Raw genomic sequence first — 26,263 nt, forward strand, 5'->3', positions numbered from 1 at the left:
ATACCGGAGCAGTTGGTCCCGGGTGCGTGCGGTGAGCAGGAAGAGGTGCCGTTCCTCGGGGTGCTCGGCGGCTGCGCCGTGGGCGGCCGGTCGCACGTACTCCTCCAGTACGACGTGCGCGTTCGCCCCGCCCGCGCCGAAGGCGCTGACGCCCGCCCGGCGGGGCAGTTCGGTCCCCGTCCGGGAGTCCAGTGGGCGCGGCCAGTCGGCGGCCGTGGTCGGCGGGTAGAAGGGCGATCCGTCGAATCCGATCTTCGGGTTGGGTTTTTCGAAGTTCACACAGCGGGTGATCCGGCCGTGCTTGAGCTGGAGCAGGGTGCGGGTCAGACCGGCGATGCCCGCTGCGCCCTCCAGGTGGCCGATGTTGGCCTTGACCGAGGAGACCGCGCATCGCTCGGGCGCGGCGCCGATCTCTTCGAAGGCCCGGGTGAGACTGGCGATCTCGATCGGATCGCCCAGTCCGGTGCCGGTGCCGTGGGCCTCCAGGTAGCCGATGGTGCGCGGGTCGACACCCGAGTTCCGCAGCGCCCTTGCGATCAGGGTGGACTGCGCCGCGGGGTTGGGGACGGTGTAACCGCCGGTCCTGCCACCGGCGTTGACCGCGGTGCCCTTGATGACCGCGATGATCTCGTCGTCGTCGGCCACCGCGTCGGCCAGCGGTTTCAGCAGAACGGCGCCGACTCCCTCGCCGGGGACGAACCCGTCGGCCCGCTCGTCGAACACCTTGCAGGCGCCGTCCTGCGCCAGCATGTTGAGCGAGGAGAGCGCGACGTGGTGCGAGGGGTGCAGGATCAGGTTGACCCCTCCCGCGACGGCCATCCGGCATTCGCCGCGGCGCAGGCTCTCCACGGCCAGGTGGACCGCGGTCAGCGAGGAGGAGCAGGCGGAGTCGACGGCGAAGCTGGGGCCCTGCAGATCGAAGTGGTACGAGACCCGGTTGGCCACCGACCAGTAGGCGGAGTGCGCGCCGGCGAGCCTGCCCTGCGCCCAGCCGGCGGCGGCGAGCCGTCCGTAGGAGCCGTACATGATGCCCGCGAAGACGCCGGTCATCGGCTCGTGGGTGTGCTCGCCCAGGTAGCCGGACTGATCGAGGAGGTCCCAGCAGGTCTCGAGGAAGAGGCGCTCCTGAGGGTCGATGTCGGCGGCGTCCCGGGGCAGGATGTTGAAGAACGCGGGGTCGAAGCGGTCGATCCCGTCGAGGAATCCGCCCCAGCGGCTGTAGGTGCGGTTGCGCCTGCCGGGCTGCGGATCGAAGTGCGTGCGCCAGTCCCAGCGGTCCGACGGCACCTCGGTGACACTGGTCCTGCCCTCCGACAGGTTGTTCCAGAAGGCGTCCAGGTCGGGTGCTCCGGGGTACCGGCCGCTGACGCCGATCACCGCGATGTCGGCGTTCCGCGGCCGGTCCGCGGGCCGTCGGTCCGGCTCGCGCACCGGGGACGGCACCGCGGTTGCTTCGCGGACGTCCGGATGCCGGGTCGCGGTGACCGGGGCACCCAGCAGCGCGGTGAGCTGTCGCGCACGCTCCTGCCTCAGATGGTCGGCCAGCAGGCTGATCGTCAGATGCTCGAAGAGCAGGGTGGCGGGCAGCGCCCCCAGATCCGTTTCCAGGCGGGAGACGATGTTCTGGCTGACCAGCGAGTCGACCCCGAAGGTCTCGAAGGTGGCGTGGTCGTCCAGCTCGGCGGGCTCGAACTTCAGCACCTCGGCGAAGACCTGCCGTATGTACGAACGGACCGCCTCGGCGGGGACCACGGGGTTCTGCTCGGCCGTCACCATCGCCTTGCGCTCTCCCATCAGCAGACACTGTTCGAGCTCGTTCTCGGGTGTCCCCGGTATCCCCCGGGCCCCGGTCACCCGGAAGCCGGCGGAGTCCAGGGCGCGGCGCCACTGGGCGGGGCTCAGCAGTGCCGAGTGGGGCAGCCTGTGCTCCGGGTCCCCGAAGCGCCACCACCCTTCGGTCAGGCCGAACGTGAGGGTGACGAACTCGGAGGAGCGCGTCACCTCGTTGACGTACAGCAGGCCCTCGGGCCCCAGCAGCGCGCCGACGTGCCGCAGGGTGCGGGCTATGTCGGTCGTCGCGTGCAGGACGTTGGTCGCCAGCACGATGTCCGCCGAGCCGGGTTCGAAGCCCTGGGCCGCAGGGTCGCGTTCGATGTCGAGCAGTCCGAAGGACACGTGCGGATACCGCTCCGCGAAGGCCGACTCGCCATGGCTCAGGAACGCGGGCGAGATGTCGGTGTACCGATAGGCCACCGGCAGGCCGGCCTCGGCGCAGGCCTCGAGTACGAAGCGGGCTCCGGAGCCCGTTCCGGCTCCGATCTCCACGATCCGCACCGGTCGGTCGCGTGAGCCGGTGAGCAGGCGAACGGAGCGGACGGTCTCCTCGGCCAGCCGTCGATTGAAGAAGTCGGTGCCCGGCTGGCCGGCGTAGACCGGCTCGACCAGCGCCATCGAACCCTTGGGGAACAGGATGTCGGTGGCCGGAACGCGGCCCGCGAGGATGCCGGGCAGGCCCCGGACGCACGCCTCGAGGAGCAGCACGTGCGGCGCCATGCCCGGATGCCGTGCCAGGAACTCCCCGACGGGCAGCCGGGGCGGATCGGACAGGGCCGGGGTGAGGACCACGGACCCGTCCGGCGCGACGGTGGCCGCTCCAGCGCGTTCCAGCACGCCGAGCACGGCCGGAAGCAGTTGCCGCAGCCTGCCGGACACGCCGAGCGCCGCGGACAGTTCGCCGGGAGTGACCCGGCTGCCGGGCGGCGGGAGTGCGGACAGCCCGGCGAACTCCGAGCGCAGCAGGTCGGCGGCCACCGTGTCCAGGGCCGCGAACCCCTCCCTGGCCCGGGCGAGCACCTCGGGCGCCGTTTCGGCTTCGATACCCGGGCCGCGCCCAGCGGTCGGGGCTTCCCGGCGTTCGGCCGGTGTCCGGACGCCCACCCGTGCGAGTCCCTCGGGCCCGGCGCTGATGACCATCGCCTGCGGCACGCCCGACACGAGCACCTGCTCCAGCGCGGCGAGTCCCTCGGCAGGGTCGATGGACGTCACCCCGTGCGCGGCCAGGCGCCTCTCGTAGTCCGCCTGCGCCACCACGCCGACGCTGCCCCAGTAGCCCCAGTTGACGACCTGGACCGGGTAGGGCGACGAGGCGTCCAGATACCGCGCGTAGGAGTCCTGGAAGGTGCTGGCCGCCGCGTAGTTGCCCTGTCCCGCGGCCTGGGTGAAGGAGACCGCTGACGAGAACATCACCAGGAAGTCCAGGGAGTCCTCGCACAGCGCCCCCGCGAAGGCCGCGCTGCCGGCCACCTTGGGGGCGAGCACGGCGCGCAGGGTCTCCTCGTCCATGTGGAGCAGGGAACGGTCGCGCAGATCGAGGGCGGCGTGCACCGCGCCGTTCAGTGCGCCCCAGCGTTCGCGGGCGGCTGCCACCGCCTGCCGGATCCCGTCCGGGTCCGTGGCGTCGGCGCGGAGGTAGACCGCCTCGCCGCCCAGCTCCGCGATCTCCCGCAGCGCCGTGTCGATCGAGGCGTCCTGCGGCCTGCGTCCGATGAGCGCGATCCTGGCCCCCACGGTACGGGCCAGGTGACGGCTCAGGGTCAGTCCGAGGCCCCCGGCGCCGCCGAGGATCACGTACGCTCCCCTGTCCCGCCAGGGCGAGGCCCCGGTCGGTGCCCCGCCGCCCGGCCGGGTGGCGGGTACCAGCACACGGACCAGCCGCCGGTCGCCGCGCAGCGCCACGAGAGGTTCCGCGGCCGTCTCCTGCTCGACCGACGCGGCCAGACGCCGCGGGTCGGCCGGACCGGTGCCCACGTCCAGGCAGCCGACCGACCAACGGGGGAACTCCGCGGCTGCCGTCGCGCACAGGCCCGGCACACCGGCGGCGTGCGGCTGCACCGTCTCGCCGTCCCCGACCGCCACGGCACCGGCCACCACCGCCTTCAGGACGAGGTCCCGGTGGGCGCCGCCGACCGCGAGCAGCCCCTGGACGACCCGCAGGAGCACCGGCACGCTCGGGTCGTCCTGCGGCGGGTACGAAGGTGCCGGGTCGGTGAGGAAGTACACGACATCCGGTACACCGGCCGGCACTTCGGGGCCGGAACCGGCGGTGTCGTAGCGGATCGCGACCGCGTCGTCGTCGAGGTGCCGGGCCAGCAGAGCCGCCGCGAGGTCGCCGGCGGCGGCGGGGTGCCAGACCGCCACCCGTCGACGGACGCTGTGTGCGGCGGGCTGTGGGGTGTCCTGCTCCTGCCACTGCGGCACATAGACGAGTCCGGCCGGATCGTGCCGGGATGTGCGGGGGCGGAGCGAGACGCCGTCGAGGTGGGCGCGGATCCCGCCGTCGTCGTCGACCAGCGTCACGCCGAAGGAGTGCTCGCCCGTGCGCCGGACGTAGGAGTGGCGGGCGGGTGCAGGGTCCCCGAACACGGTGAGGGCGTCCACCGCGAACGGCAGGCGAGCCCGTTCGCCGTCCGCGCGCAGCAGCGGTGCGAGCGTCTGGAGAGCGGCGTCGAGCAGGAAGGTGAGGGAGGTCCAGGCCGGTGCGGCGGGGGCCCCGCCCGCGGCGGGCGGACTCAGTGTGCCCAGCGCCTCGCCGTCGTGGGCGAGCACCTGCTCCAGCCGGCGGAACGCGGGGCCGTAGGCCAGTCCGGACTTCCGCAGCGCCTCGTAGAGTTCGGAGCCGGAGAGCCGCTCGGTACACCGTCCGGCGATCCGGGCGAGGTCGACGGTCCGGTCGGCGCTCTCGGCCTCGTCGGCGCTCAGAGCAGCGAACCGCCCCCTCATGTACGGGCCTTCGTCGTCCCCGTCCGCGGTGAGCCGGAACGACCATCCCTCGGGCTCCCGTTCGTACGACAGCCGGACCGACCGTGGTCGGGACAGGTCGCACGTACGCAGCCACCGGACGGCGGACAGCCGGTACGGGGCCGTCACCCCCTGGTCCGCGGCGGCCTCCAGAGCCAGGGCCAGGCCCGCGGCGCCGGGCAGTACCGGCACACCCGCCACGACGTGGTCGGAGGCGACCGGGTCCTGCGGTCGGATGGCATGGGCCGCCTGTGTCCCGACGGGTGCGGCGGTCACTGCCGGGGCCGTGGTGGTACCGGTCCAATAGCGCTCCCGCGCGAACGGATACGTCGGGAGGGGGATCCGGCGTCCGCCCCGGATGTGCGGGGTCCAGTCGGGCAGTTCGCCCCGCTCGTACGCCGCCGCCGCCTCCTCCAGTACGTCGTCCGGGGCGGCCGTGCGGGCGGGCGGCCGGCCGGAGGCCAGGGCGCGCAGTTGTGCGACGAGTTCTGTCCGGTCGCCCGCGATCAGGAGGGCGCGCACCGCGAGGTGGGTGCGACCGACGGCGCAGGTGTAGGCGATGTCGACCAGTTCCGGGCCGGACTCGGTGTCCACCGCATCGGCGAGTGCCGCCGCGACGGCGGTCAGGGCCTCGGGCGTGCGCGCCGACAGCGGCACCGGCCGAAGTGTCCGGCCGGGCTCCGTGGTCGCGGCCTCACGGGCCGGTGGTTCGGCCACCACGAGATGGCAGTTGGTGCCGCTGAAGCCGAAGCTGCTGACGGTGGCAATCCTGGCTCTGCTCGGACCTGGTTGCCACGGCGACAGCTCGCGGACCACGTAGAGCGGGCTGTCCGTCAGCTCGAGTTTCGGGTTGGGCGTCCCGAAGCCGGGGAGCGGAGGCAACTGCCGGTGGCGCAGCGCCAGGATCACCTTGAGCAGGCCCGCGATGCCGGCCGCCGACGTGGTGTGCCCGATGTTGGCCTTGACGGAGCCCAGGCCGCAGAACCCGCGCTCCGGGGCCCGGCCGAGTACCTGGTTGAGCGACTTCACCTCGATCGGATCGCCGAGGTGGGTGGCGGTGCCGTGCGCCTCGGCGTAGCCGATGTCGCCTGGTTTGACGCCGCCGCGCTCGTGCACCGTCTGGAGCAGTTCCGTCTGTGAGGCCGCGCTCGGAGCCGTGATTCCGTTGGTGCGTCCGTCGCCGTTGACCCCACTGCTCCTGATGACCGCGTGGATGTGGTCGCCATCGGCCTGCGCCCGGCGCAGGCTCTTGAGGACGACCACGCCGACGCCCTCGCCGAGCACGATCCCGTCCGCGCCGGCATCGAACGGTGTGGACCGGCCTGTCGGCGAGAGCATCCCCGCCTTGCTCGTCCACAACTGCATCTGCGGGGTCGTCATCAGCGCCACTCCCCCGGCCAGCGCCATCTCGCAGTCGCCGCTCCTGACCGCCTCGGCCGCCAGGTGGACGGCGGTCAGCGAGGAGGAGCAGGCGGTGTCGACGGTCATCGTGGGACCGCTGAGATCGAGCAGGTAGGCGATACGGGCCGCGAGGATGGCCATGTTGGTACCGAGGAACGCCTGCCCCGTGTCGGCCTGCCCGGCCTCGCGCAGCAACTGGTGGTAGTCGCCGCCGCTGGCTCCCACGTACACGCCGCATCGGCGCCGGGCACCGGGCACCGCGTAGCCCGCGTCCTCCAGTGCCCTCCAGGCCTGTTGCAGGAACTGCCGCTGCTGCGGGTCCATCGCCTCGGCCTCCATCGGCGACAGCTGGAAGAACCGCGGGTCGAAGGTGTCGAGGTCCGCGAGCAGCGCGGCCCACTTGCTGTACGACCGGTCGGGGGCCCGGCGGTCGGGGTCGAAGTACTCGGTGCCCCAGCGGTCGGCGGGCACTTCGGCGATGCTGCTGCGACCGGCGGCGAGATTCGCCCAGAACTCGTCGAGGTTCTCGGCGTCGGGGAAGCGGCCCGCCATGCCGATGACGGCGACCGCGTCGTCGCCCTCGGTGGCCGGGCGGCGGGCGGGTGCGAGGGCCGTCGACACGGCCGGGTCCGGTAGGGCGGTCTCCGGCTGCGTGACGACCGGGGCGGGAGCCGGGGCCGGTCGCGTGGACCGCAGCGGCCGCAGGGTGACCTGTCCCGGCGGCCCGGCCGAAGGGCCGGGCCCCGCGGGGGCGGCCACCGCAGCGGGCCGCGCGGGCTCCGCCGGGGCGGCAGGCGGGGCAGGCGACGGCACCGGAGCCGCCGACGCGAGCGGCGACGGCGCAGGCACGGATGTCACGGATGGCACGGATGGCACGGATGGGACGGTGGCCGACGGCGAGAGCGCCGAGGTGTGCAGGGACCGCGCCTGTTCGGCCGTCCTCAGAGCATGGTCGGTGAGGCGGGCGATGGTCGGATGGTCGTAGACGGCGACCGAGTCGATGTCGAGGCCGAATTCCTGGTTGAGGCCGCGAACGATCTCGACCGCGCCGATGGAGTCCACGCCCAGCTCGTTGAAGCTGAGCCTGCCGTCGATCTCCTCCGGGGTGGCGTAGACGATCGCGCACAGAGCCTCGGTCAGGATCCGTTCGACGACGGACCGATCGAGCGGCCCTGCCCCGTCGGGCACCGGTCCGGCGTCCGGCACGGCGGGCGGATCCGCCGCGCGCCGAGACCTCGGCTCGGAGGTCTCCGGAGGCGTCCCGGCCGGTGCGGTGAACTCCTTCACCTTGCGGAAGTGCGTCTGTACGAGGTCCAACGACTCTGTGCCGAGCACCCGTTCGTGCATCCGCACCTCGCGTTCGACGACGGCGGGCAGCTCTTGGAGCAGCCGCCCGGCGAGTTCGGCCTTGAGTGCGGCGACCGCTTCCGCGGGCTTCTCGGCGATGGACCGGGCGAGGTCGAGGGCCGTCGGCAGGACGTCCGCGTGCGGGACGACCGGCACGGACGCTCCCCGGCGGGCCAGTTCGTCGCCCCCGTACGCCCTGCTCGTCAGGAACATCTCCGTGGCCAGGGTTCGGCCCAGCCGCTGCTCCAGGATGTGGGTGGCTCCCATGCCCGGGGTGAACCCGTATTTGAGGAAGTTGGCGCTGTAGACGCCTTCGCGGTCCAGGACCACCAGGTCCGCGTAGAGGCCGAAAGCCAGTCCGCCGCCGGAGGCCCGGCCCTGGAGGGCGGCCACGACGGGGCGCGTGCAGCGCGCCAGACCCTCGTAGACGAAGGGGGTGTCGGTGAAGCGGGTGCGCCTGGCCGCGAGTTGTTCCAGCGCGTCCGGGGTGGCACCCAGGTTGAAGACGGTGTCGGTACCGGTGAGGACGACGGCCCTGATGTCCTCCCGGGTGCCGATCTCGGCGAACGCCGCCTCCAGGCCGTGGGTGAGACCGGCGGTGAACATGTTGCTGTGGGCACGGTCGCGCATGGTCACCAGGGCGATGCCGTGCTCCAGGACCCGCAGTTCGACCTCGTCGCCGGCGTACGGTTCGACGGGCCGTGTCTGCGAGTTGCGTACGGCCGGCCCGGGTTCCCGGGGCGCTGCGGCTGCCGGTGCCCGCGCCGGTTCGGTCGCGGGGGCGCCGGTCCGAGCCGTCTCGCCCTTCCAGCTTCCCAGCCAGTACCGCTCCTCGCGCAGCGGTGGCGCCGGCAGGGCCATCCGGCGCAGTCCGGCCCGCGGCGGCACGGGATCCGCCCATGACGCGTCGGCGCCCGCCACCCACGCCTCGGCCGCCTCCTCGAGACGTCCCGCGCGGAACAGGGCGGCGCAGTCCTGTTCCGGCTCTCCGGCGGGCGCTGCCGTCCCCGTACCGCGCCAGTACTGTCCGGCGGCCGGGGCCTGCACCGCGAGGTAGCGGTCCAGTGCGGCGATCAGCCGGGGCACGTCCGCGGCGATCACGGCGAGCCGGGCGGCCAGTTGTTCCCGCCCGACGCGCAGCGTGTGGCCGAAGTTGCCCAGATGGACCGCGCGAGCGGCGGGCGGGGCGGCGGACAGGCGCACGGCCAGCACGTCGACGGAGTCGGCGCTGTCGGGCGGGAGCGCGCCCTCCGAGCCGGGCCAGCGCTCGTCGATGCGCTTGCGCAGCAGGGCGAGGCCGGTCCGGTCGATGCCGAGGTCGACCAGTGGTTCCGCCGGGTCGATGACGTTCGCGGGGACGCCGAGCGCCTCCGCGGCACCGGCGGTCAGCACCGCCCGCAGTTCGGCGGCGTCCATCCCCGACTGCCCGTCACCGTGCTCCAGGAAGGCCCGCATGCGCTGTACGTAGCCGCGCAGCGCGTCCTCGTCACGGGCCGACAGGACGACCAGCTCCGGGCCGTCGGCGGCCGGAGAGCTCTCCGGGGGCATCCGGTACTCCTCCAGGACGACGTGCGCGTTGGACCCGCCCGCGCCGAAGGCGCTGACGCCGGCCCGCCGGGGTGTGCCGTCGGACGGCTCGGGCCACGGCTGCGCCTCGCGCTGGATCCGGAACGGCGTCCCCGTCAGATCGATCGCGGGGTTGAGTACGTCGGCGTGCAGGGACGGCACGAACCGGCGGTTGCGCAGCTGGAGAAGGGTCTTGGTGACCCCCGCGATACCGGCCGCGCTCTCCAGGTGCCCGATGTTGGATTTGACCGACCCGATCGCGCAGCTGCCCGCCGGCGCCGGGTCTTCGGTCGAGAACGCCTTGCGCAGGCCGTCGATCTCGATCGGGTCGCCGAGCGCCGTGCCCGTGCCGTGTGCCTCGATGTACCCGATGCCGGACGACCCGATCCCGGCGGCGGCCAGCGAGTCGCGTAGCAGCGCGGCTTGGGAGGTGGGGCTGGGTACGGTGAACCCGCTGGTGCGGCCCGTGTGGTTGAGCCGGGTCGCGCGAATCACCCCGTGGATGTGGTCACCGTCCGCCTCGGCTCGCGACAGCGGCTTGAGCAGCACGGCGCCGACGCCCTCGCCGGGTACGTAACCGCTGCCTCCCTCGCCGAAGCTGCGGCAGCGGCCGTCTTCGGACAGGAAGCGGCCCTGCGCCAGCTGGAGGTACTTCTGCGGATGGACGCTGGCGTTGACGCCCCCGGCCAGCGCGAGTGCGCACTCTCCGCGGCGCAGGCTCTCCACGGCGAGGTGGATGGCGGTCAGCGAGGACGAACAGGCGGTGTCGACGGCCATGCTGGGGCCGGTGAGATTGAGCGTGTACGACACCCGGTTGGCGACCGCCGCGTGCATGGCGGTGGGGCTGACGTCCTCCGCGCTGCCCCGGACGAGCTGGTAGTGGTTCCACATCACCCCGGCGAAGACCCCGACCTCGTGCGCGGCGAGCCGCGAGGCCGGATAGCCCGCATCCTGGAGGGTCTCCCAGCAGGTCGTCAGGAAGAGACGTTCCTGCGGATCCATGCGCTCCGCTTCGCGGCGTGAGATGCCGAAGAACGAAGGGTCGAAGCGGTCCATCCCGTCGAGGAAGCCGCCCCACCGGCTGTAGGTGGTGCCGGGACGGCCTCCTTCCGGGTCGAAGATCGCCTCGTGGTCCCAGCGGTCGGCCGGCACCTCGGTGACGCAGTCCCGCCCTTCGGCCAGATTCCGCCAGAAGCTCTCGAGGTCGGGGGCCTGCGGATACCGGCCGGCCATGCCGATGACCGCGATCGCCTCGGCCCGGGGGTCGCTCTCCCCGGGCCCGGCCGCGGCCGGAGCGCCGACGGAGGCCGGTACCACGGCGGTGCGGGAGGACTGCGCAACGGTGCTCACGGCCCCCGGGGTCGCCTCCCCGGGGGCCCCGTCCACCCCGTTCCAGTCGGCCACGCCGGCGGGCAGCCGATCGTCGGGGCGGTCCGGATCCCCGTGGGTGACGACGATCCGGCTGTCCGAGCCGTCCAACGCCCGCTCGAACAGAGCCAGTCCGGCCGGTGTCGGCAGTGGGCTGGTGCCGTACGCCCGGGCGGCGTGTCCGGTGACCTCGGCGGTCACCCGCATCCCGCCCTCCGCCCAGAGCGGCCAGGCGATCGACAGACTCCGTCCCGACCGGTCGGCGCGCGCCTCCCGGGCCGCCAGGAAATGGTCGAGGTAGGCGTTGGCGTAGGCGTAGTCGCTCTGTCCCGGATTGCCGACGGCGGCCGAGAGCGAGGAGTGGGCGACCAGGAAGTCCAGCCGGTCCCCTGCGGTCGCCTCGTCCAGAAGCCCGATGCCCCGGACTTTCGGGGCCAGCACCTCGCGGATCTCGTCGGGTGTCTTACCGAGGAAGATGCCGTCGCGCACCGTTCCCGCGCTGTGGATCACACCGTCGATCCGGCCGAAGAGTTCACGGGTGCGGGTCACGAGCGCGTCGACGTCGGCGGGTTCGGTGAGGTCGGCGCTCAGATAGTGGGCCTGCGCCCCGTGGCTCTCCCAGCCGCGCATCCGCTCCCGCAGGGCAGCGGGCAGCGTGGAGCGGCCGGACAGCATCAACCGGGCGCCGCGGGTGCGGGCCAGGTGTTCGGCGAGCAGCAGCCCGAGACCGCCGGCCCCACCGCTGATGAGGTACACGCCGTGCGCGCGCAGCAGGGAGGAACCGGGGGCGTCGCCGAGGGGGGCGGGAGCGAAGCGGCGGGCCTGACGGACACCGCCGCGGTGGCGGACCTCGCTCTCCCCCGACCGGTCCGCGGTCTCGGCGAGGACGATGCCGGAGACTTCCTGCGGGTCGGCGCGGCCGGTCACCTCGACCGTGCGGACCCGCAGCGCGGGGCGCTCGGCCGTGATCGTACGGCCCATCGCCGCGGCCGCCGCGTACTCGGCCCTCGGGAGCGCCGAAGGCCCGTCGGGATCCCCCGCCGCGTGCAGGACGAGCACCGAGCGCGGACGTGCCGAGCGACTGTCGCTGATCGCGGCGCAGACGGCCCACACGGCGACAGCGGTCTCGGCGGGGGAGGCCGGGCCGTTGAGCCCGGCCGCGTGCACCACGGCCCACTCCCTGCCGCCGGACACCGGCAGTTGCGTCATCATGCGGGCCAGTTGCTCACGGCTGCGGGTGTCGAGCCGGTAGCTGTCCGGGCCGGTGGCCGCGTAGTGCGCCTGATGGTGGACCGCGACGAGCCGCCCGCCGCCCGCCGCGACCGCCGGGGCGAGCTCGGCGAGCAGCGCGGGCGCCGCGTCGATCACGATGAGGTCGGCGGGCTCCGGCGCCGCCGTCGGCGCGGCCGTCCACACCGGGCGCAGCGCCTGCGCGCGATGCGGCCGTGCGGGCTGGGCGGGGGCCTCGGCCGGATGCGGATCGGCGTGCGGAGCCGGGGAGCCGGGCGCCGTACGCCCGTAGGTCTCGTCGAGGTGGCGGGCGAGACTGTCGATCGTCGTGTGCTCGAACAGCAGGGTCGGGTAGAGCGACGCCCGTACGACCTCCTCCAGCTCCTGGCTGACGAGCAGCATGTCCGCCGAGGCGAGGCCCATGTCGTAGAAGCCGAGCCCCGTGTCGATGTCCTGGGGCGCCCGCTCCAGCAGTCGGCCGATCCGGGTCCGCAGCCAGGTGGCGTGGCTCTCGGCGGCGGTTGGCCCGGCCGGCGCCGATCGCTCCTCCCGCGCCGGTTCCGCGGGCTCCTCCAGCAGGTCGCGGATGGCTTCCGGACGGCGGATCCTCTTGCAGGTGAGCCGGCCGACCTCGGCCACCGGGCGGCCCTGTTCGTCGTGGAGGGAGAAGCTGCTGTGGAACAGCTCACCGGACGGCGCGAGTTCCTCCGGCCGCGGAACGTACACGTGGAAGGCTCCGTGCAGGGGGCCGAACGCCCGGAACCGTTCGATGAACATCGGGATGAAGGGTTCCGCGGCGGTGATCGCGGTCTGCCCGTAGGCGACGATGGTGGCCGCGTCCAGTTTCGCCGGGTGCAGATGAAAGGCCAGGTCCTCCTCGGACTCCGGCTCTCCGCGATCTGTCCGGTCGAGGGTCAGGTCGCCCAGAAGATAGCCGGTTCCGATGTGCAGTTCGCCCGCGCACCGCATCGGTGGTCCGTGCACTATCTCCCGGGAGCGGGTGTGCGCGTACATGTCCGCCAGTGAGCGCGTGCGCACGGCGCCGGCGGTGAGTGCCACCAGGTCCAGAGGGGTGGCGTCGGCGGCGGAGACGGAGACGAGTTCGGCACGGAAGTTCTCCTGCCAGTCGCCGTTCGGTTCGTCCTCGTGCAGCCGGCGGCTCTCGGCGGTGACCGTGCGGCTCTCTCCCCCGGGGGCCGAGACATGCACCCGGATCTCGCGGTCGCGCCCCTCGGCGGTGACGATCGCCGAGGCGAAGACGATGTCGCGGAGCTCCGCCGTGCTCGTGTCCAGGCCCTGGGCGGCCAGGATGCGGTAGACGATGTCCAGGAACGTGACTCCGGGCATCACCGACACACCGTGGACCCGGTGGTTCTGCATGATGAAGTCGTCGTGCCGGAGCACGAGTTGACAGTCGATGTCGGAGTCGCTCAACGGTTCGTCCTCTCAGAGGTGCCCGGAACGACCCGTGCGGCGGGGCCGGGACGGAAGTTCAGAGTCAGGATCGAGGCAGCGGCACGCCGTGGCGCGGGTGTGGTCGCCGCGTGGTCGGCGGGTCGGGCCGCCGGGGGCTCCAGCCAGTGACGGCGGCGGTCGAAGACCGGGCGGGGCAGCGGCAGGCGCGGGTACGGGTGGGCGGCACCGGTCCCGGCGGTGGGCTCGCTGACGATCAGATGGGCGTTCGTGCCGCCGAGTCCGAAGGCGCTGACGCCGGCGACCCGGGGCCGCCCGTCGTCCGGCCAGTCGCGCAGGACCGTGTTGGGGTAGAACGGCGAGTCGGCGAAGTCGAAACGGGGATTCGGTGTCGTGCAGTGCAGCGTCGGCGGGATCTGGCGGTGTTTCAGGGCGAGGACCGCCTTGGCCAGCCCCGCCATGCCCGCCGCGCTGAGCAGGTGGCCGATGTTCGACTTGACGCTGCCGACGGCACAGAAGCCACGGCGGTCGGTGCTTTCCCGGAACACGTCGGTCAGCGCCCGCACCTCGATCGGATCGCCGATCATGGTGCCGGTGCCGTGCGCCTCGATCATCCCGATCCGGTCGGCGGTCAGGCCGCCGAGGGCGAGCGCCCGCCGGACGGCCTTGCCCTGGGCCGTCGGGTTGGGTGTGGTGAGGCCCATGGTCCGGCCGTCGTTGTTGACGGCCACCGCGTCGATGACGGCCAGGACGCGGTCCCCGTCGGCGAGCGCCCCGGCCAGCGGTTTGAGCAGGACGACCCCACAGCCTTCGCCGGGTACGAAGCCGTCGGCGTCGCGGTCGAAGGTGGCACAGCGGCCGGTGGGCGACAGCGCCCGTACCGCACTGAACTCGAGGTAGGGCTTCTCGTCGAGGAGGACGTCCGCCCCGGCGACGATCGCCAGTTCCGACTCGCCGTCCAGCAGACTGCGGCAGGCGAGCTGGATCGCCACCAGTGCGGAGGAGCAGGCGCTGTCGACCACGAGGTTGGGTCCGTGCAGATCGAAGTGGTGCGCCACCCGGGCGGCGGCGAAGTTCTGGTCCGTGCCCAGACCCGCGGCGCCGGTGCGCAGTCCTACCCGGTCGCCGTAGTTGCCGAGCCGGGTGCCGACGAAGACGCCCACCTCGCGGCCGCTCAGCTCGTCGGGCCGGTATCCGGCGTCGGCCAGGCAGCCCGCGGTGCCTTCGAGTACCAGCCGTACGGCCGGATCGAGGCAGGTGGCCTCCTCTTCGCTCATGCCGAAGTAGTGGTGGTCGAACTCCTCGATGCCTTCGATGAAGCCGCCCCAGCGGCTGATGCTGTGGCCCAGTTCGTGCCGGGGGCGGTAGAGGGCGTGGTGGTCCCAGCGGGTGGCGGGAATCTCGGTGACGGAGTCCCGGCCGGCGGCGAGGTTGGCCCAGAAGGCCGTCGCGTCAGGTGCTCCCGGGAACCGGCAGTCGAGCCCGACGATCGCGACCCTGCGGTCGTCGGGCGGCTCCGTACCCGCCTGAGGGGGCGTGGGAACGGGAACTCCGGCCGGTGCCGAGTCGGGGGCCGGTGCCGAGACCGCGGGCGGGGGCAGGGGCTGAGGCCGGTCCCCGGTCCGCTGTCCGCGTTCGACCGCTGTCCGCGCCGTGGGGTCCTGCGCAAGCATGCCCTGCTCGCGCAGGTACGTGCCGAGCCGGTCGAGTGTGGGGTGGTCGAGCAGCACGGCCGGCTCCAGACTGCGGCCGGTCCGCTGCTCGATCTGCTGGACGAGCTCGCCGAGCATCACGGACTCCAGCCCCAGGTCGCCGAAGGGCACGGTGCTGTCCAGCCGGGGCAGCGGAATCGCGAGCGCCTGCGAGAACAGCTCGGCCAGCCAGAGCGGCGGGGCCGGGTACCTGTTCGCCTCGGCGGCGCCGGGGGCCGCCGGGGACACCGGGGGGCGGTGGGCGTGCAGGAGCGTGGCCGGGTCGAAACGGTCGTCGAGCGGCACGCACGGCACCAATGCGGCCGGTCCGGACGTGGTCAGGACCGACTCCAGTACCCGCAGTCCCTCCTCGTCCGTGATCGCGTCCAGCCCGGCGGGCGCTCCCGCTTCCGAGTGGGCCGCGCCCATTCCCGTACCGAGCCAGGTGGGCCAGTGCACACAGCGGTAGCGGGTCGGCCCGGTCCGGCCCGGCCGGTCGGCGAAGTAGTCCAGGAAGGCGTTGGCCGCGGCGTAGTCACTGACACCCGCGCCCAGCCGTGGCACGACGCCGCTCACCGAGGACATCAGCACGAAGAACTCCGGCGAATGGGCGGCGCAGAGCCGGTCCAGCTGCTCCGTCAGGGTGGTCTTCGGTTCGAGGACGTCGTGCAGGTCCCCGAGCGTCTTGTGGATGAAGGAGGGGCGGCCCCGGCTGGGCAGCCCGGCGCAGTGGATCACGCCGCCGACCGGTCCGAGGCGGTCCCTGACACGTTCGAGGAAGGCGGCGAGGCCGAAGTCGGCCGTACCGGCGGTGGCGGTCGCGTGCAGCAGGACCATGGCGCCGGCGCGTTCGAGCGCCTGGATGCTGCCCACCGCCGTCGCCTCGACGGCGGACAGGTCCTCGTCGGCCCAACGGTGGCGCGGGGGCAGCGGGTCGGCGCTGACCAGGGCGAGCCTGCGGGCTCCCCGGTCGACGAGCCTGCGTGCCACCAGGGCGCCGATGCCCCGGGTTCCGCCGGTGACGAGGTAGACCTTCGCGGGATCCGCGCGGTACACGGCGGCGGACGGCGCGGCGACCGGGCTCAGCACGGGCAGGTAGCGCTGCTCTCCCCTGTGGCACACCTCGGCCGTCGGGTCGTCGCTCGCCCATTCGGCCAGCAACTGGCGGGCCAGGAGGGGCGCGGTGGCGTCGCTGTCGCAGACGGTCGCCCGGACGGAGCGGTACTCGGCACCGAGCAGGCGTACGAAGCCCGCCGTGCGGGCACCGGCCGGGCTGGGCGGCTGCTCCCCCGCGGCACTGCGGGAGGGATCCTGCCGGAGGCCGTCCTGCGGGGCCCGGAGGCCGCAGACCGCCTGGACGACCCGCAGCCGGGTGCCGCCCCGCCGGGCGATGAGGCGCTGGAGCATCGCCGGCCGGGCGAGCCAGGGACCGGGATCCCCGCCGTCGCGGTCCAGGTCGCACAGGTCGATCCAGCCGGCCAGGTCGGGCTGTCGGCCGGCCAGCGCGTCCATCAGCGCGACGCCGTCCCGCTCGTCGGTGAACCCGGGGGTCGTGCCTGTCGGGCCGCCTTCCCTGACCAGCGTGACGCGGCCTTGCCCGAAAGCTGCGGCCACCTGGTGGGCGGCCTCCCAGGACCTGTCCGTGTAGAGGCAGACGATCCGGCCGTCCACCGGCGGGCCGGCGCTCACGGTGGAGAGTTCCGCGGGCTCCCAGGTCTTCGCGTACAGCAGCACCTCGCGGCCTTTCTGCTCCTGCCCGGAGGCGGCGACCGTCGGCCCGGACTCACGGATCGGCGGCGTCGGCGTCGGCCTCGGGCCGAGAGCCGGGGTCGGTGTCGAAACCGGTGTCGGTGTCGGTATCGGTGTCGGCCAGTACCGTTCCCGGGCGAACGGGTACGCCGGGACTCCCACCAGGCGGGGCCGGTCGCCCCGGTGCAGGCGGGCCCACTCGATCCGGCCGCCGACCGCCCAGTGGCGGGCCAGCTCCCTCAGGTCGTGGTACGCGCTGTCGGGCGGCTGCGCGGCCCGTGGGGTCGCGGTCCCCGGCGCCCTGCCGCGGACCGTCTGGGCGAGGTCACCGTCGAGGAAACGGGCCAGGAGGGCGCGCAGTTCGGCCGGGCCGGAGGCGACCACGGCCAGCCGCTCGCTCATGTGCTCACGCCCGGACTGCAGGGTATGGGCGAGGTCGGCCATCGAGGGAAGACCGGCCCGGGTCAGGAACGAGAGCCAGCGGGTCGCCAGCTCCGCCAGCCGCTCCTCGTCCCGGGCCGACAGCACGATCAGCTGCTGCCGCTCCGGACGGCCCGCGGCCGGCACCGATGCGGGCAGATACTCCTCCACCACGACATGCGCGTTGGCGCCGCCCGCGCCGAAGGCGCTGATCCCGGCCCGCCGGGGACCGGAGGCCGGGGCCGCCCAGTCGGCGGCCTCGCGCTGGACGACGAAGGGGCAGGCAGACCAGTCGATGTCCGCGTTGAGCTGCTCCGCGTGCAGCGACGGCACGAGCCGCCGGTGGCGCAGTTGCAGGATCACCTTGGTCAGGCCGGCGATTCCCGCCGCCGCCTCCAGGTGACCGATGTTGGACTTGACCGAGCCGATCGCGCACGTTCCGGCCGCCACCCCGTCGAAGGCCCGGGCCAGACCGTTGATCTCCACCGGGTCGCCGAGGGCCGTGCCGGTGCCGTGCGCCTCCAGATAGCCGATCGTCCGGGGGTCGACTGCCGCGTCACGCAGCGCGTCCGCGACCAGTTCGCCCTGGGCGACCGGGCTCGGCACCATGTATCCGTTGGTCCGTCCGCCGTGGTTGACGGCGCTGCCCCGGATGACCGCGTGGATGCGATCGCCGTCCGCGACGGCCTGTGCGAGCGGCTTGAGGAGGACGGCGCCCACCCCTTCTCCGGGGACGAACCCGTCGCCGCCCGCGCCGAAGCTGCGGCAGCGGTGGTCGCCGGAGGCCATGCGCAGCCGCTGCTGCTGGCGGAACTTGTGCGGGTGCAGGGAAAGGTTGACGCCGCCCACCAGGGCCGCCTCGCACTCTCCCGCCCGCAGCGCGCGGACCGCCAGGTGGAGCGTCGTCAGCGAGGCCGAGCACATGGTGTCCACGGTCATGCTGGGTCCGTGCAGGTCGAGGAAGTACGAGACCCGGTTCGCGATCCCGGCGATCGCGGAGCCGGTGTCCGAGTGCGTACCGCCGAGTGACTGCTCGACCCCGAAGAAGGGGTACTCGTTGTACATCGCCCCCGCGTACACCCCGACCCGTCCGCCGTGCCGCTCGCGCAGCCGGGCGCGGGTGTAGCCGGCGTCCTCCAGGGTCTCCCAGGCCACTTCCAGGAAGAGCCGTTCCTGGGGGTCCATCAACACGGCGTCCCGGGGGGAGATGTGGAAGAACAGGGGGTCGAAGCGGTCGACGCCGTCGAGGAAACCGCCCCACATCAGATCGGCGGGCCAGTCCGGCCGCAGACGGTCGTGCGGGAGTCGGCCGATCGCGTCGCCGCCCCGGAGCAGCAGGTCCCAGAACCGGTCGAGGTCGAGTGCCTGCGGATAGCGGCCGGCGATGCCGATGACTGCCACGGCGTCCTCGGGGACGGCCTCGTGCGCTTCTTCGGGCCCGGTCACCGGCTCGGGCGCAGTCACCGGCCGCGACAGCGGCTGCGGCTGCGGGGCGTTCACCGCCGTGGCCCGTTTCCGCTGCCAGGGCCCGTCCGTCCGGGCGGCGAGTTCGGCGGCGATCCCCGCCAGGTCGGTCCGTTCGAAGAACAGCGTGCGGGATACCGGCTCCGAGAAGTCCTCGGCCAGCGAGCCGTTCAGCCTGCCGATCAGGTAGGAGGTGAGGCCGTAGTGCTCCAGCGGTGTGTAGGGGTCGAGCCGCTCCACCGGGATGCCGGAGACTTCCGCGTAGATCCGCAGGACGTACTCCTGGGCGGCGGCCCCGCCCTCGGCTGCGGGTATGCCGTCGGGGCGGTCCTGCGCGGGACCGGTCGGCCTGTGCTCGTCGAGGGCGAACGGGTAGCCGGGCAGTGGCACCCGGCGCAGGCCGGGCGTGCGGAGCGCGCCCCAGGCGACGGGCCTGCCCGCCAGCCAGACGGCAGCGGCCCCGGCGGCATCGGCCGGGACGATCTCTTCCCCGGACTCGCCCGGCCCGCCGACCACCGCGGTTTCCGTTCCGGGCTGCGGGCGGCCTCTGCCGAACGCGTCCAGCGCGTCCCGCAGTTCGGGCAGTCCGGCGCACACCACCGCCAGGCGGTGCGCCATGTGGACCCGGCCGTCCTGGAGGGTGAAGGCCAGATCTGCCAGATCCGGCTGCCCGTCGCCCGTCGCCGCCGCGGCCAGATGGTTCGCCAGCCGCCGTGCAGAGATGCGGAGTTGGCCGGCCGACGCGGCGGACAGGACGACGGCCTGGTGTTCGCCGCCCCGGCCGGGCGCCGCCGCGGACACCTCGGCCCGGACGACCGCGTGCCCGTAGGAGCCAGAGGCGCCGACGGCGTTGACCAGCGCCCGCCGCCCGGTACCCGGTGACGGCCAGTCCCGTATCCGTCCGGGAATCTCCAGGGGCAGCTCGTCCCAGTCGACCAGGGGGGTCCGCACCTCGGCGGCGAGCGTGGGGGCGATCCGGCCATGGCCGAACTGCAGCAGGACCTTGACGAGTTGGGAAAGGCCGGACGCCGACTCCAGGTGGCCGATGTTGGGTTTGACCGTCCCGGCCAGGACCGGGCTGCCCGCGAAGACCTCGCCCAGCGCCTCCAGTTCGGCGGCGTCGGCGATGCTCGCACCGGCCGCCGCGCACTCCACGTAGTCGATCTCCCCGGGCCGTACGCCGGCCCGGGACAGCACCGTGGCGACGGAGTCGGCCAGGGCCTGCGTATCCGGCACTCCGTAGCGCCCGCCGGCGCCGGAGTGACCCGCCCAGGTCGCCTCGACCACCCCTTTGACCGTGTCGCCCGACCGGCTCGCGGTACGGGCCGGGACGAGCAGGACGGCGGCGACTCCCTCCCCTGGGCACCAGCCGGATCCGTCGGCCGCGAAGGCCCGCACCGGCCCGTCCAGCGCGAGCAGGCCCGCCTCCGAGAGCAGGGCGAGATGGTACGGGTGTGTGATCAGGTTGGCGGCGCCCACGACCGCCGCGTCGCAGTCCCCCCTGCGGAGGCTCTCGACTGCCAGATGGAGTGCGGTGAGCGAGGACGAGCACGAGGTGTCGACCGCGATGCTGGGCCCGTCGAAGCCGAAGAAGTGGGAGATGCGGCTCGGCAGGTCGGCGGCCAGTGCGGAGACCCGTGCCTCGGCCCCCGATTCCCAGAGCTCCTTGCCGAGGTGCTGGTAGTCGTGCCACATCGTGGCGGTGAACACGCCCACCCGGGGTGCGGTCGCCCGCAGCGAGCCGGGGGTGTGGCCGGCGTCCTCCAGACACGACCACACCGTCTGCAGGAGCAGGCGCAGTTGGGGATCCAGGGTGGCCGCCTCGGTGGGGGCGATCCGGAAGAGGAGGCTGTCGAACCGCTCGACGTCCGCCAGGAACCCCCCGTTGAGGCCTGAGGGCAGACGGCCGTCCTCCGCCAGCCCTCGGCCGGAGGGCAGAGGCCCGACCCCGCAGTCACCGGCGCTGAGCCGCTGCCAGTACTGCCCCAGGTCGTCGGCTCCCGGGAACCGGCCGGCCATCCCGATCACCGCCACCTCGGCGCTTGTGATGCCGTCCGCCGTGTTCCCGTGCTCCGCGGTCGGCTCGCTCTGCGCGTCGGCCGTGGTCCCGGCGTCGGCAGCGGTCCCGGTGTCCGTCGGCCGGTCCCCGTACGGCGGTGTCAGCCCGGCGAGGGCGTGCTCGACCCGCCCGCCCATCAGGGCGTGCAGGAACACATGGCCTTCGTCGAGGCGGAACGCGTCCCGGATCTGCTCGAACGTCAGCGTCCCGACCGGGCACAGTCCCACTCCGCAGGCCGCCTGACCCGTCATCAGCAGCTGTCCCAGATATCCCGCTTCGAGCATCAGGAAGCGCTCGGCGACTTCCTGGTAGAGCGGCTCGATGCCCCTGGTCTGGCCGATGAGGTAGATGCCGAAGCCCGAGCCGTCGAAGACCGGCCTGTTGTAGTAGAAGTGCACCGAGCGGTCGATCCCCGGGTCCGGATCGATCAGTTCCAGCGCGTGCTCGCGCGGGTGGTAGTAGTGGATCCCGCCCGCGATCCCCTCGATCGCGCCCGGCCGCACGTGCAGATAGACCTGCACGGCATACGTGTCCCCCGCCGACGGGTAGAGGTGGCGCCGTCCCCCGGCCACCGGTGCCTCGCGCAGCAGCGAGAGCAGCCGGGCGAAGGACTCGGCCGGCAGCGGTGTGTCCAGGAAGTCCCGCCGACTGCCGCGCCAGTCGTAGCAGGCCTCGTCGACGGGCACCACGGGCAGGGGTACAAGCTGTGCGCCGGGCGCGGTACGGCGCAGGTTCCATGCCGCGGCCTTGAAGGCGTCCCGCTCCTGGGGGGAGAACATGTCGACGGCCCCGGGGCCTTCGGTCCGGTCCGCGTCGTGCCCGGGAACGGGTCGGGACCCGGCGGGCTGCTTCGGCTCCTCCGTCCTGGAGTCTTCCGGCTTCGAACCGGCGGGCGGCTCGGACTCGGCCGCCGTGACGCCCAGGGTCGCGGCGAGGATGCGGGCGATCCCGGCCGTCGTCGGCTCGGAGATCAGCGCGGACACCGGCACCCGCTGCCGGTAGCGCTTCTTGAGCGCCGCCGAGACCTGGACCATCGTGAAGGAGGTGGCTCCCTGGTCCCAGAGGTCGCGCAGCGGATCGATCGACGGCAGGTCCAGGTGCCGGGCGAAGAGGTCCGACACCTCCTCGGCCAGACGCGCCGGGCTCGGGGTCGTGCCGCGCGCCGCGTCCACGGCGGTGGCACGGCCGGCGCCGCCACTCCCGTCGCCGGCGTCGGCAGTGGCGGCGTCCAGCGGCCACGGCAGCGCCTCGCGGTCCAGCTTTCCGTTGGCCGTCGCGGGGAAGGTGTCCAGCACGGCCACGAAGTTCGGCACCATATAGGCGGGCAGCGCTTTCGCGGTACGGGTCCTGAGGTCATCGGCCGCGAAGTCCGCCGCGGGGTCCACGACGACGTAGGCGACCAGCTTCGCGTCCGCGCCCTTCTCCCCGACGCCGTCCTCGCCCCCGCCCCCGCCCCGCCGTACGAGGACAACGGCCTCCTGGACGGCCGGATGCGTACGCAGGCAGTGCTCGATCTCGCCGAGTTCCACGCGGTGACCCCTGATCTTCACCTGGCCGTCCGCCCTCCCCCTGATGGACAGGTTGCCGTCCGCCATCCACAGCGCCCGGTCCCCGGTCCGGTACATCCGCTCTCCCGGACGGTCCACGAAGGGATCGGGCAGGAAGAGCTCGGCGGTGAGCCCGGGCTGGTTGCAGAATCCGAGGGCCAGGCACTCCCCGCCCGTGTAGAGGTCGCCCTCGACGCCGATCGGGCAGGGCCGCATCCGTTCGTCGAGTACGTAGTGGCGCGTGTTGTCGATGGGCCGCCCGTACGGGATGCTGCGCCAGCCGGGATCCACCGTGGCGACCCGATAGATGTTCGACCACACGGTCGTCTCGGTGGGGCCGCCCAGCGCGATCGTCTCGGCGTTCGGAAAGGTCGCCCGGACGGTACCGGGCAGTGACAGCGGGATGAAGTCGCCGCTGAGCAGCACCAGCCGCAGGTTGGCGGTGGCCGGGCCCGGCCGGGCCGATTCGAGCAGCGGTGTCAGCTGGTACAGGGTGGTGGGCGCGGAGTTCCAGACCGTGACCGGTTGCGTGAGCAGGATGTCCAGCAGCAGTTCGGGGTCGCGCTGCTGCTCCTCGTCGGCGAGGTAGACGCCCGCGCCCCGGCCGAGCAGGCCGAGCATGTCGAAGACGGACAGGTCGAAGCCGAGTGACGTGACGGCCAGTCCCAGATCGGACTCACTCAGGTCGAGGACGCGGTAGCAGAAATTGAGCAGGTTGCAGACCGAACGGTGGGCGACCGTCACGCCCTTGGGGGTCCCGGTACTGCCGGAGGTGAAGATCACGTACGCGGGGTCGTCCATGGTCGAGCACGGCTCGGGATCTGCGTCCGGGTCCGGATCCGCGTCCGCCACGAAGGCGGCTCGGGCAGCGTCGACATCGAGTGCGGTCACGCCCGGCGGGAAGTCGACGGCGGGCGTGCCGGCGCAGGTGAGGACCAGGTCGGCGCCCGCGAGGCCGAGCATGGCGCAGACCCGCGCCTCGGGCAGGGCGGGGTCGATGGGGAGGTACGCGGCGCCCGCCTTGAGCACGCCGTACACAGCGGCCACCATGTCGGGCCCCCGGCGCACCCGGACGCCCACCACGTTCTGCGGGCCGGTGCCTGTCGCCCGCAGCCTCAGGGCGATCCGGTTGGCCCGGCGGTTCAGTTCCCCGTACGTCATGGTTCCGCCGCGCCAGCGCAGCGCCACCGCGTCCGGCTGCCGACGGGCCCGGCTCTCGAACAGCAGATGCACCGGACCTTCGTCGGGCAGCGGTACGGCGGTGTCGTTCCACCGGTGGAGGACCTTCTTGCGCTCGTCGTCGCTCAGCCCGGCCGGTTCCCCGTCGTGCCCGGCCGGTTCGCCCCCCTCGTCGAGGGCCATCGTCCAGGTCGCGTCATCCGCCAGCAGGCGTACGTTCCGCTCGAACTCGGCGAACAGCGCGGCGGCCGTACCGGCCTGGAAGTCGCTCTCCACCACGTCCCAGGCGTAGCTGAGCCGGTCGCCCTCGGCCACCGCGACGCAGTCGAGCGAGCAGCCCGGTGTGCTGGTGAGCCATCGTCCCTGTCGGACACCTGCCGGCAGGGGATGGTCCGTCAGGTCGACCAGGGCGGTGTAGACCACGGGGTAGGCGGAGGCGGCGTCCCGGCGACCCTTGAGGACCAGTCTGCGCATCGCGGTCAGCGCGCTGATCCCGTCAGCCCGCAGGTCCCGGTCGAGCTGCGTGCGGTAGGTGCGTGCGGCGATGGTCAGCGGCAGACCGGCCGGTGCGCCGGTGATCCAGGTCATGAAGGAGAACTCGCCCGGCCGCAGGTCCCTGGCCTGTTGCGGCCAGAGCACCACCGGCACGGCGTAGTCCTGGTCGAAGTGACCGGACAGGGTCCGCGTGAGGGCCGCGAGCAGCAGGTCGTCGGGGTGCAGGCCGTGCTCGGCGGCGCGTTCGCGCAGCTGCCGGTATCCGGAGATCCGGCCCGCCAGCCGGGTGCGTCCCCGGCCTGTCCCGGCCACGGGCACCGGCAGTGGCGGGCCTGCCGGCAGATCGGCGAGCCGCTCCTGCCAGTACGCGGCGGACCGCTCGTGCTCGGGAGTTCCGGCCCTGGCGGAGCGCGGCCCCGGGTACTCCTCGGCGGGATCTCCCGGCTTCGGGTGTGCGCCGGGGTCGTCGTAGCGCCGCCACAGTTCCCGGAACAGGCGGTGGATGCTCTGTCCGTCCGCCACCAGCAGGTCGAAGGCGCAGTGCGCTGTGCAGCGGCCGGCGGCGTCCCGGGTGACCCGCAGTTCGAACAGCGGCCAACGGCCCAGCGGGAAGGGCCGATCGGTCATCTCGGCGCTGATTCGGTCGCAGAGCGCCTGGTGTTCTTCCGCGTCCGCGGCTTCGACGACCGGGATGTGCCATCGCTCGGGCCCGTACGGGCGGACGAGCAGCCCCTCGACTCCCGCCTCGGTCCGCAGGACCGGGTGCGCGTCGACGAGCCGCCGGACGGCGCCCGCGAGACGGTCGACGTCGAGGTCGTCCACAGCGAAGGCCTGATAGCACTGGCAGCCCTCGGCGGACTGCCGGCCGGCCGCCGACCGGGCGACCAGATAGGCCTCCTGGAGTTCGCGCAGGGGCTGCGGCTGTCCGGCCGGTTCCGGGCAGGCGGCCACCGCGAGACCGTTGGCGAACGCGGCGAACGCGGTCTCCACAGCCCCCGGCGCGAAGCGGGCCGGGTCGACATCCCAGCGGTAGCGCAGTCCGCCGTCCTGTTCCCACATCTGGTGGTCGAGGGCGACGTCGGAGGTCTGACTGACGCCGTACTCGATGGCGGAGCCGAAGCCCCCGGCGACTCCGGGAGCAGGGCCCACTCCGAGCAGACTCGTGAACACCACCGCGGGGGCGCCCGTGTCGGCCCGGGGTCCCCGGGGGCCGTTGGCGCGCAGCTCGCGCAGGGCCTCGATGCCGGAGACCAGTCCGTGCCGCAGGTGCTCGGAGAGCCGGGTGTGCACGGTCCGTGCGGCTTCCTCGAACGGTTCGTCAGCGCTGTCCTCGATCACGTGGACGGCCGTCGAGGTGAACGGGCCCACCGACTGGGCCGTGTCCGCGGGCAGATGGGGGCGGAGGCTGGTGGTGACGACCAGGGAGGTGCGCGGCTGCGGGTGGGCGCGGTCGAGGGCTTCGGCGAAGACCGTGAGCACCAGCGCGGTCGGAGAGACGCCCGCCCTGAGCGCCGCCGTCGTCAACGCCTGCCACTGCCGGGCCGGCAGCGCGCCGTCCAGCGGGAGCCTCGGGCGGCAGCCCGCCGGCTGCGGCGCCGGGTCTTCCTCAGGAGGGTCGAGGACGATGGCGGGCCCTGGGGGCAGGTCGGCCAGTCCGGCGGCCCAGTACTCCCGGTCGGTGCGGTGGGCCGCGCTGTCCCGTCCGGCGGCCAGGGCCAGTACGCAGTCGCGGGCCGAGAGCGTGCCGGCCGGCAGCGGGCGTTCCGGGTGGTGGTAGCGGTCGTGCCACTGCTGGAGCAGCAGCGCGTAGCCGTGTCCGTCGGTGATCAGGGTGTCCAGGCTCAGATGCACCACGTCGGGGCCGGTGGCGGTGCGGGTGACCTCGACGGCGAACATCGGCCACTCGCCCGGAAGGTAACGGCGGTGGGAGAGCCGTTCGCGCACCGAGGCCCGGTCCGCGGCGGAGCCCGCCGCGTGGACGGCCGGCCGCCAGTCGGGGGCGTGCTGCTGGATCCTCTGGGTGCCGTCCTCCTCGACCACGGCCCTGAGCATGTCGTGGTGTTCCACGAGGTCCTGCCAGGCCCGGTGGAGCCGGTCGGGGTCGAGGTCCGGGACGGTGAACTCCCGGTAGAGGTGGCAGCCGACCGGGTCGGTGACGAGTCCGTCCTCCTTCGCCACCAGATAGGACTGCTGAAGGTCCGTCACGGGGAAGGGCTCGTACGGGCCGTCCGCCCAGGGGCCGCCGGGCGCGGCCTCCGCCGGGCGCGGCCCGGCGGGGCCGGCCGTCGTGCCGCCCTCGGCCGGTACCCGGGCGAGCAGGTCTTCGAGGGTGGCCTCGCCGAGGGACTTCGGCTCCAGGTCGAGGCCGAACTCGCGGCGCAGGCCGATCCACAGCCGGGTCAGGGCCAGCGAGGTCAGTCCCCAGTCGGCGAGACCGGCCGACGGCAGGGGTGCGGCGCCGTCCGGCCGCACCTCGGCCAGCAGCCGGTGCAGGATGCGGGCAGCGCTCTGCCCGGCCTCGTTCCTCGGTTCCATGT

Annotated in this window: 2 protein-coding genes (1 of these 2 running past the window's edge); both read right to left on the reverse strand. The window is 73.4% G+C overall.

What is annotated here, in order from left to right:
* On the reverse strand, positions 1–13,143 hold the 5' portion of the coding sequence (locus tag OG352_RS00385; protein ID WP_329213072.1) for an SDR family NAD(P)-dependent oxidoreductase. 8,478 nt of this gene lie to the left of the window's left edge; 13,143 of the gene's 21,621 nt are visible here — the first part of the coding sequence; it begins with the start codon at positions 13,141–13,143; the stop codon falls past the left edge of the window.
* Positions 13,140–26,261 (reverse strand): non-ribosomal peptide synthetase, encoded by a 13,122-nt coding sequence (locus OG352_RS00390; protein WP_329213074.1) that lies wholly within the window; start codon positions 26,259–26,261, stop codon positions 13,140–13,142. The genes OG352_RS00385 and OG352_RS00390 overlap by 4 nt, the downstream gene beginning before the upstream one ends.
* Positions 26,262–26,263: the final 2 nt, after the last annotated feature.

The organism is Streptomyces sp. NBC_01485, assembly GCF_036227125.1.
Classification (GTDB): domain Bacteria; phylum Actinomycetota; class Actinomycetes; order Streptomycetales; family Streptomycetaceae; genus Streptomyces.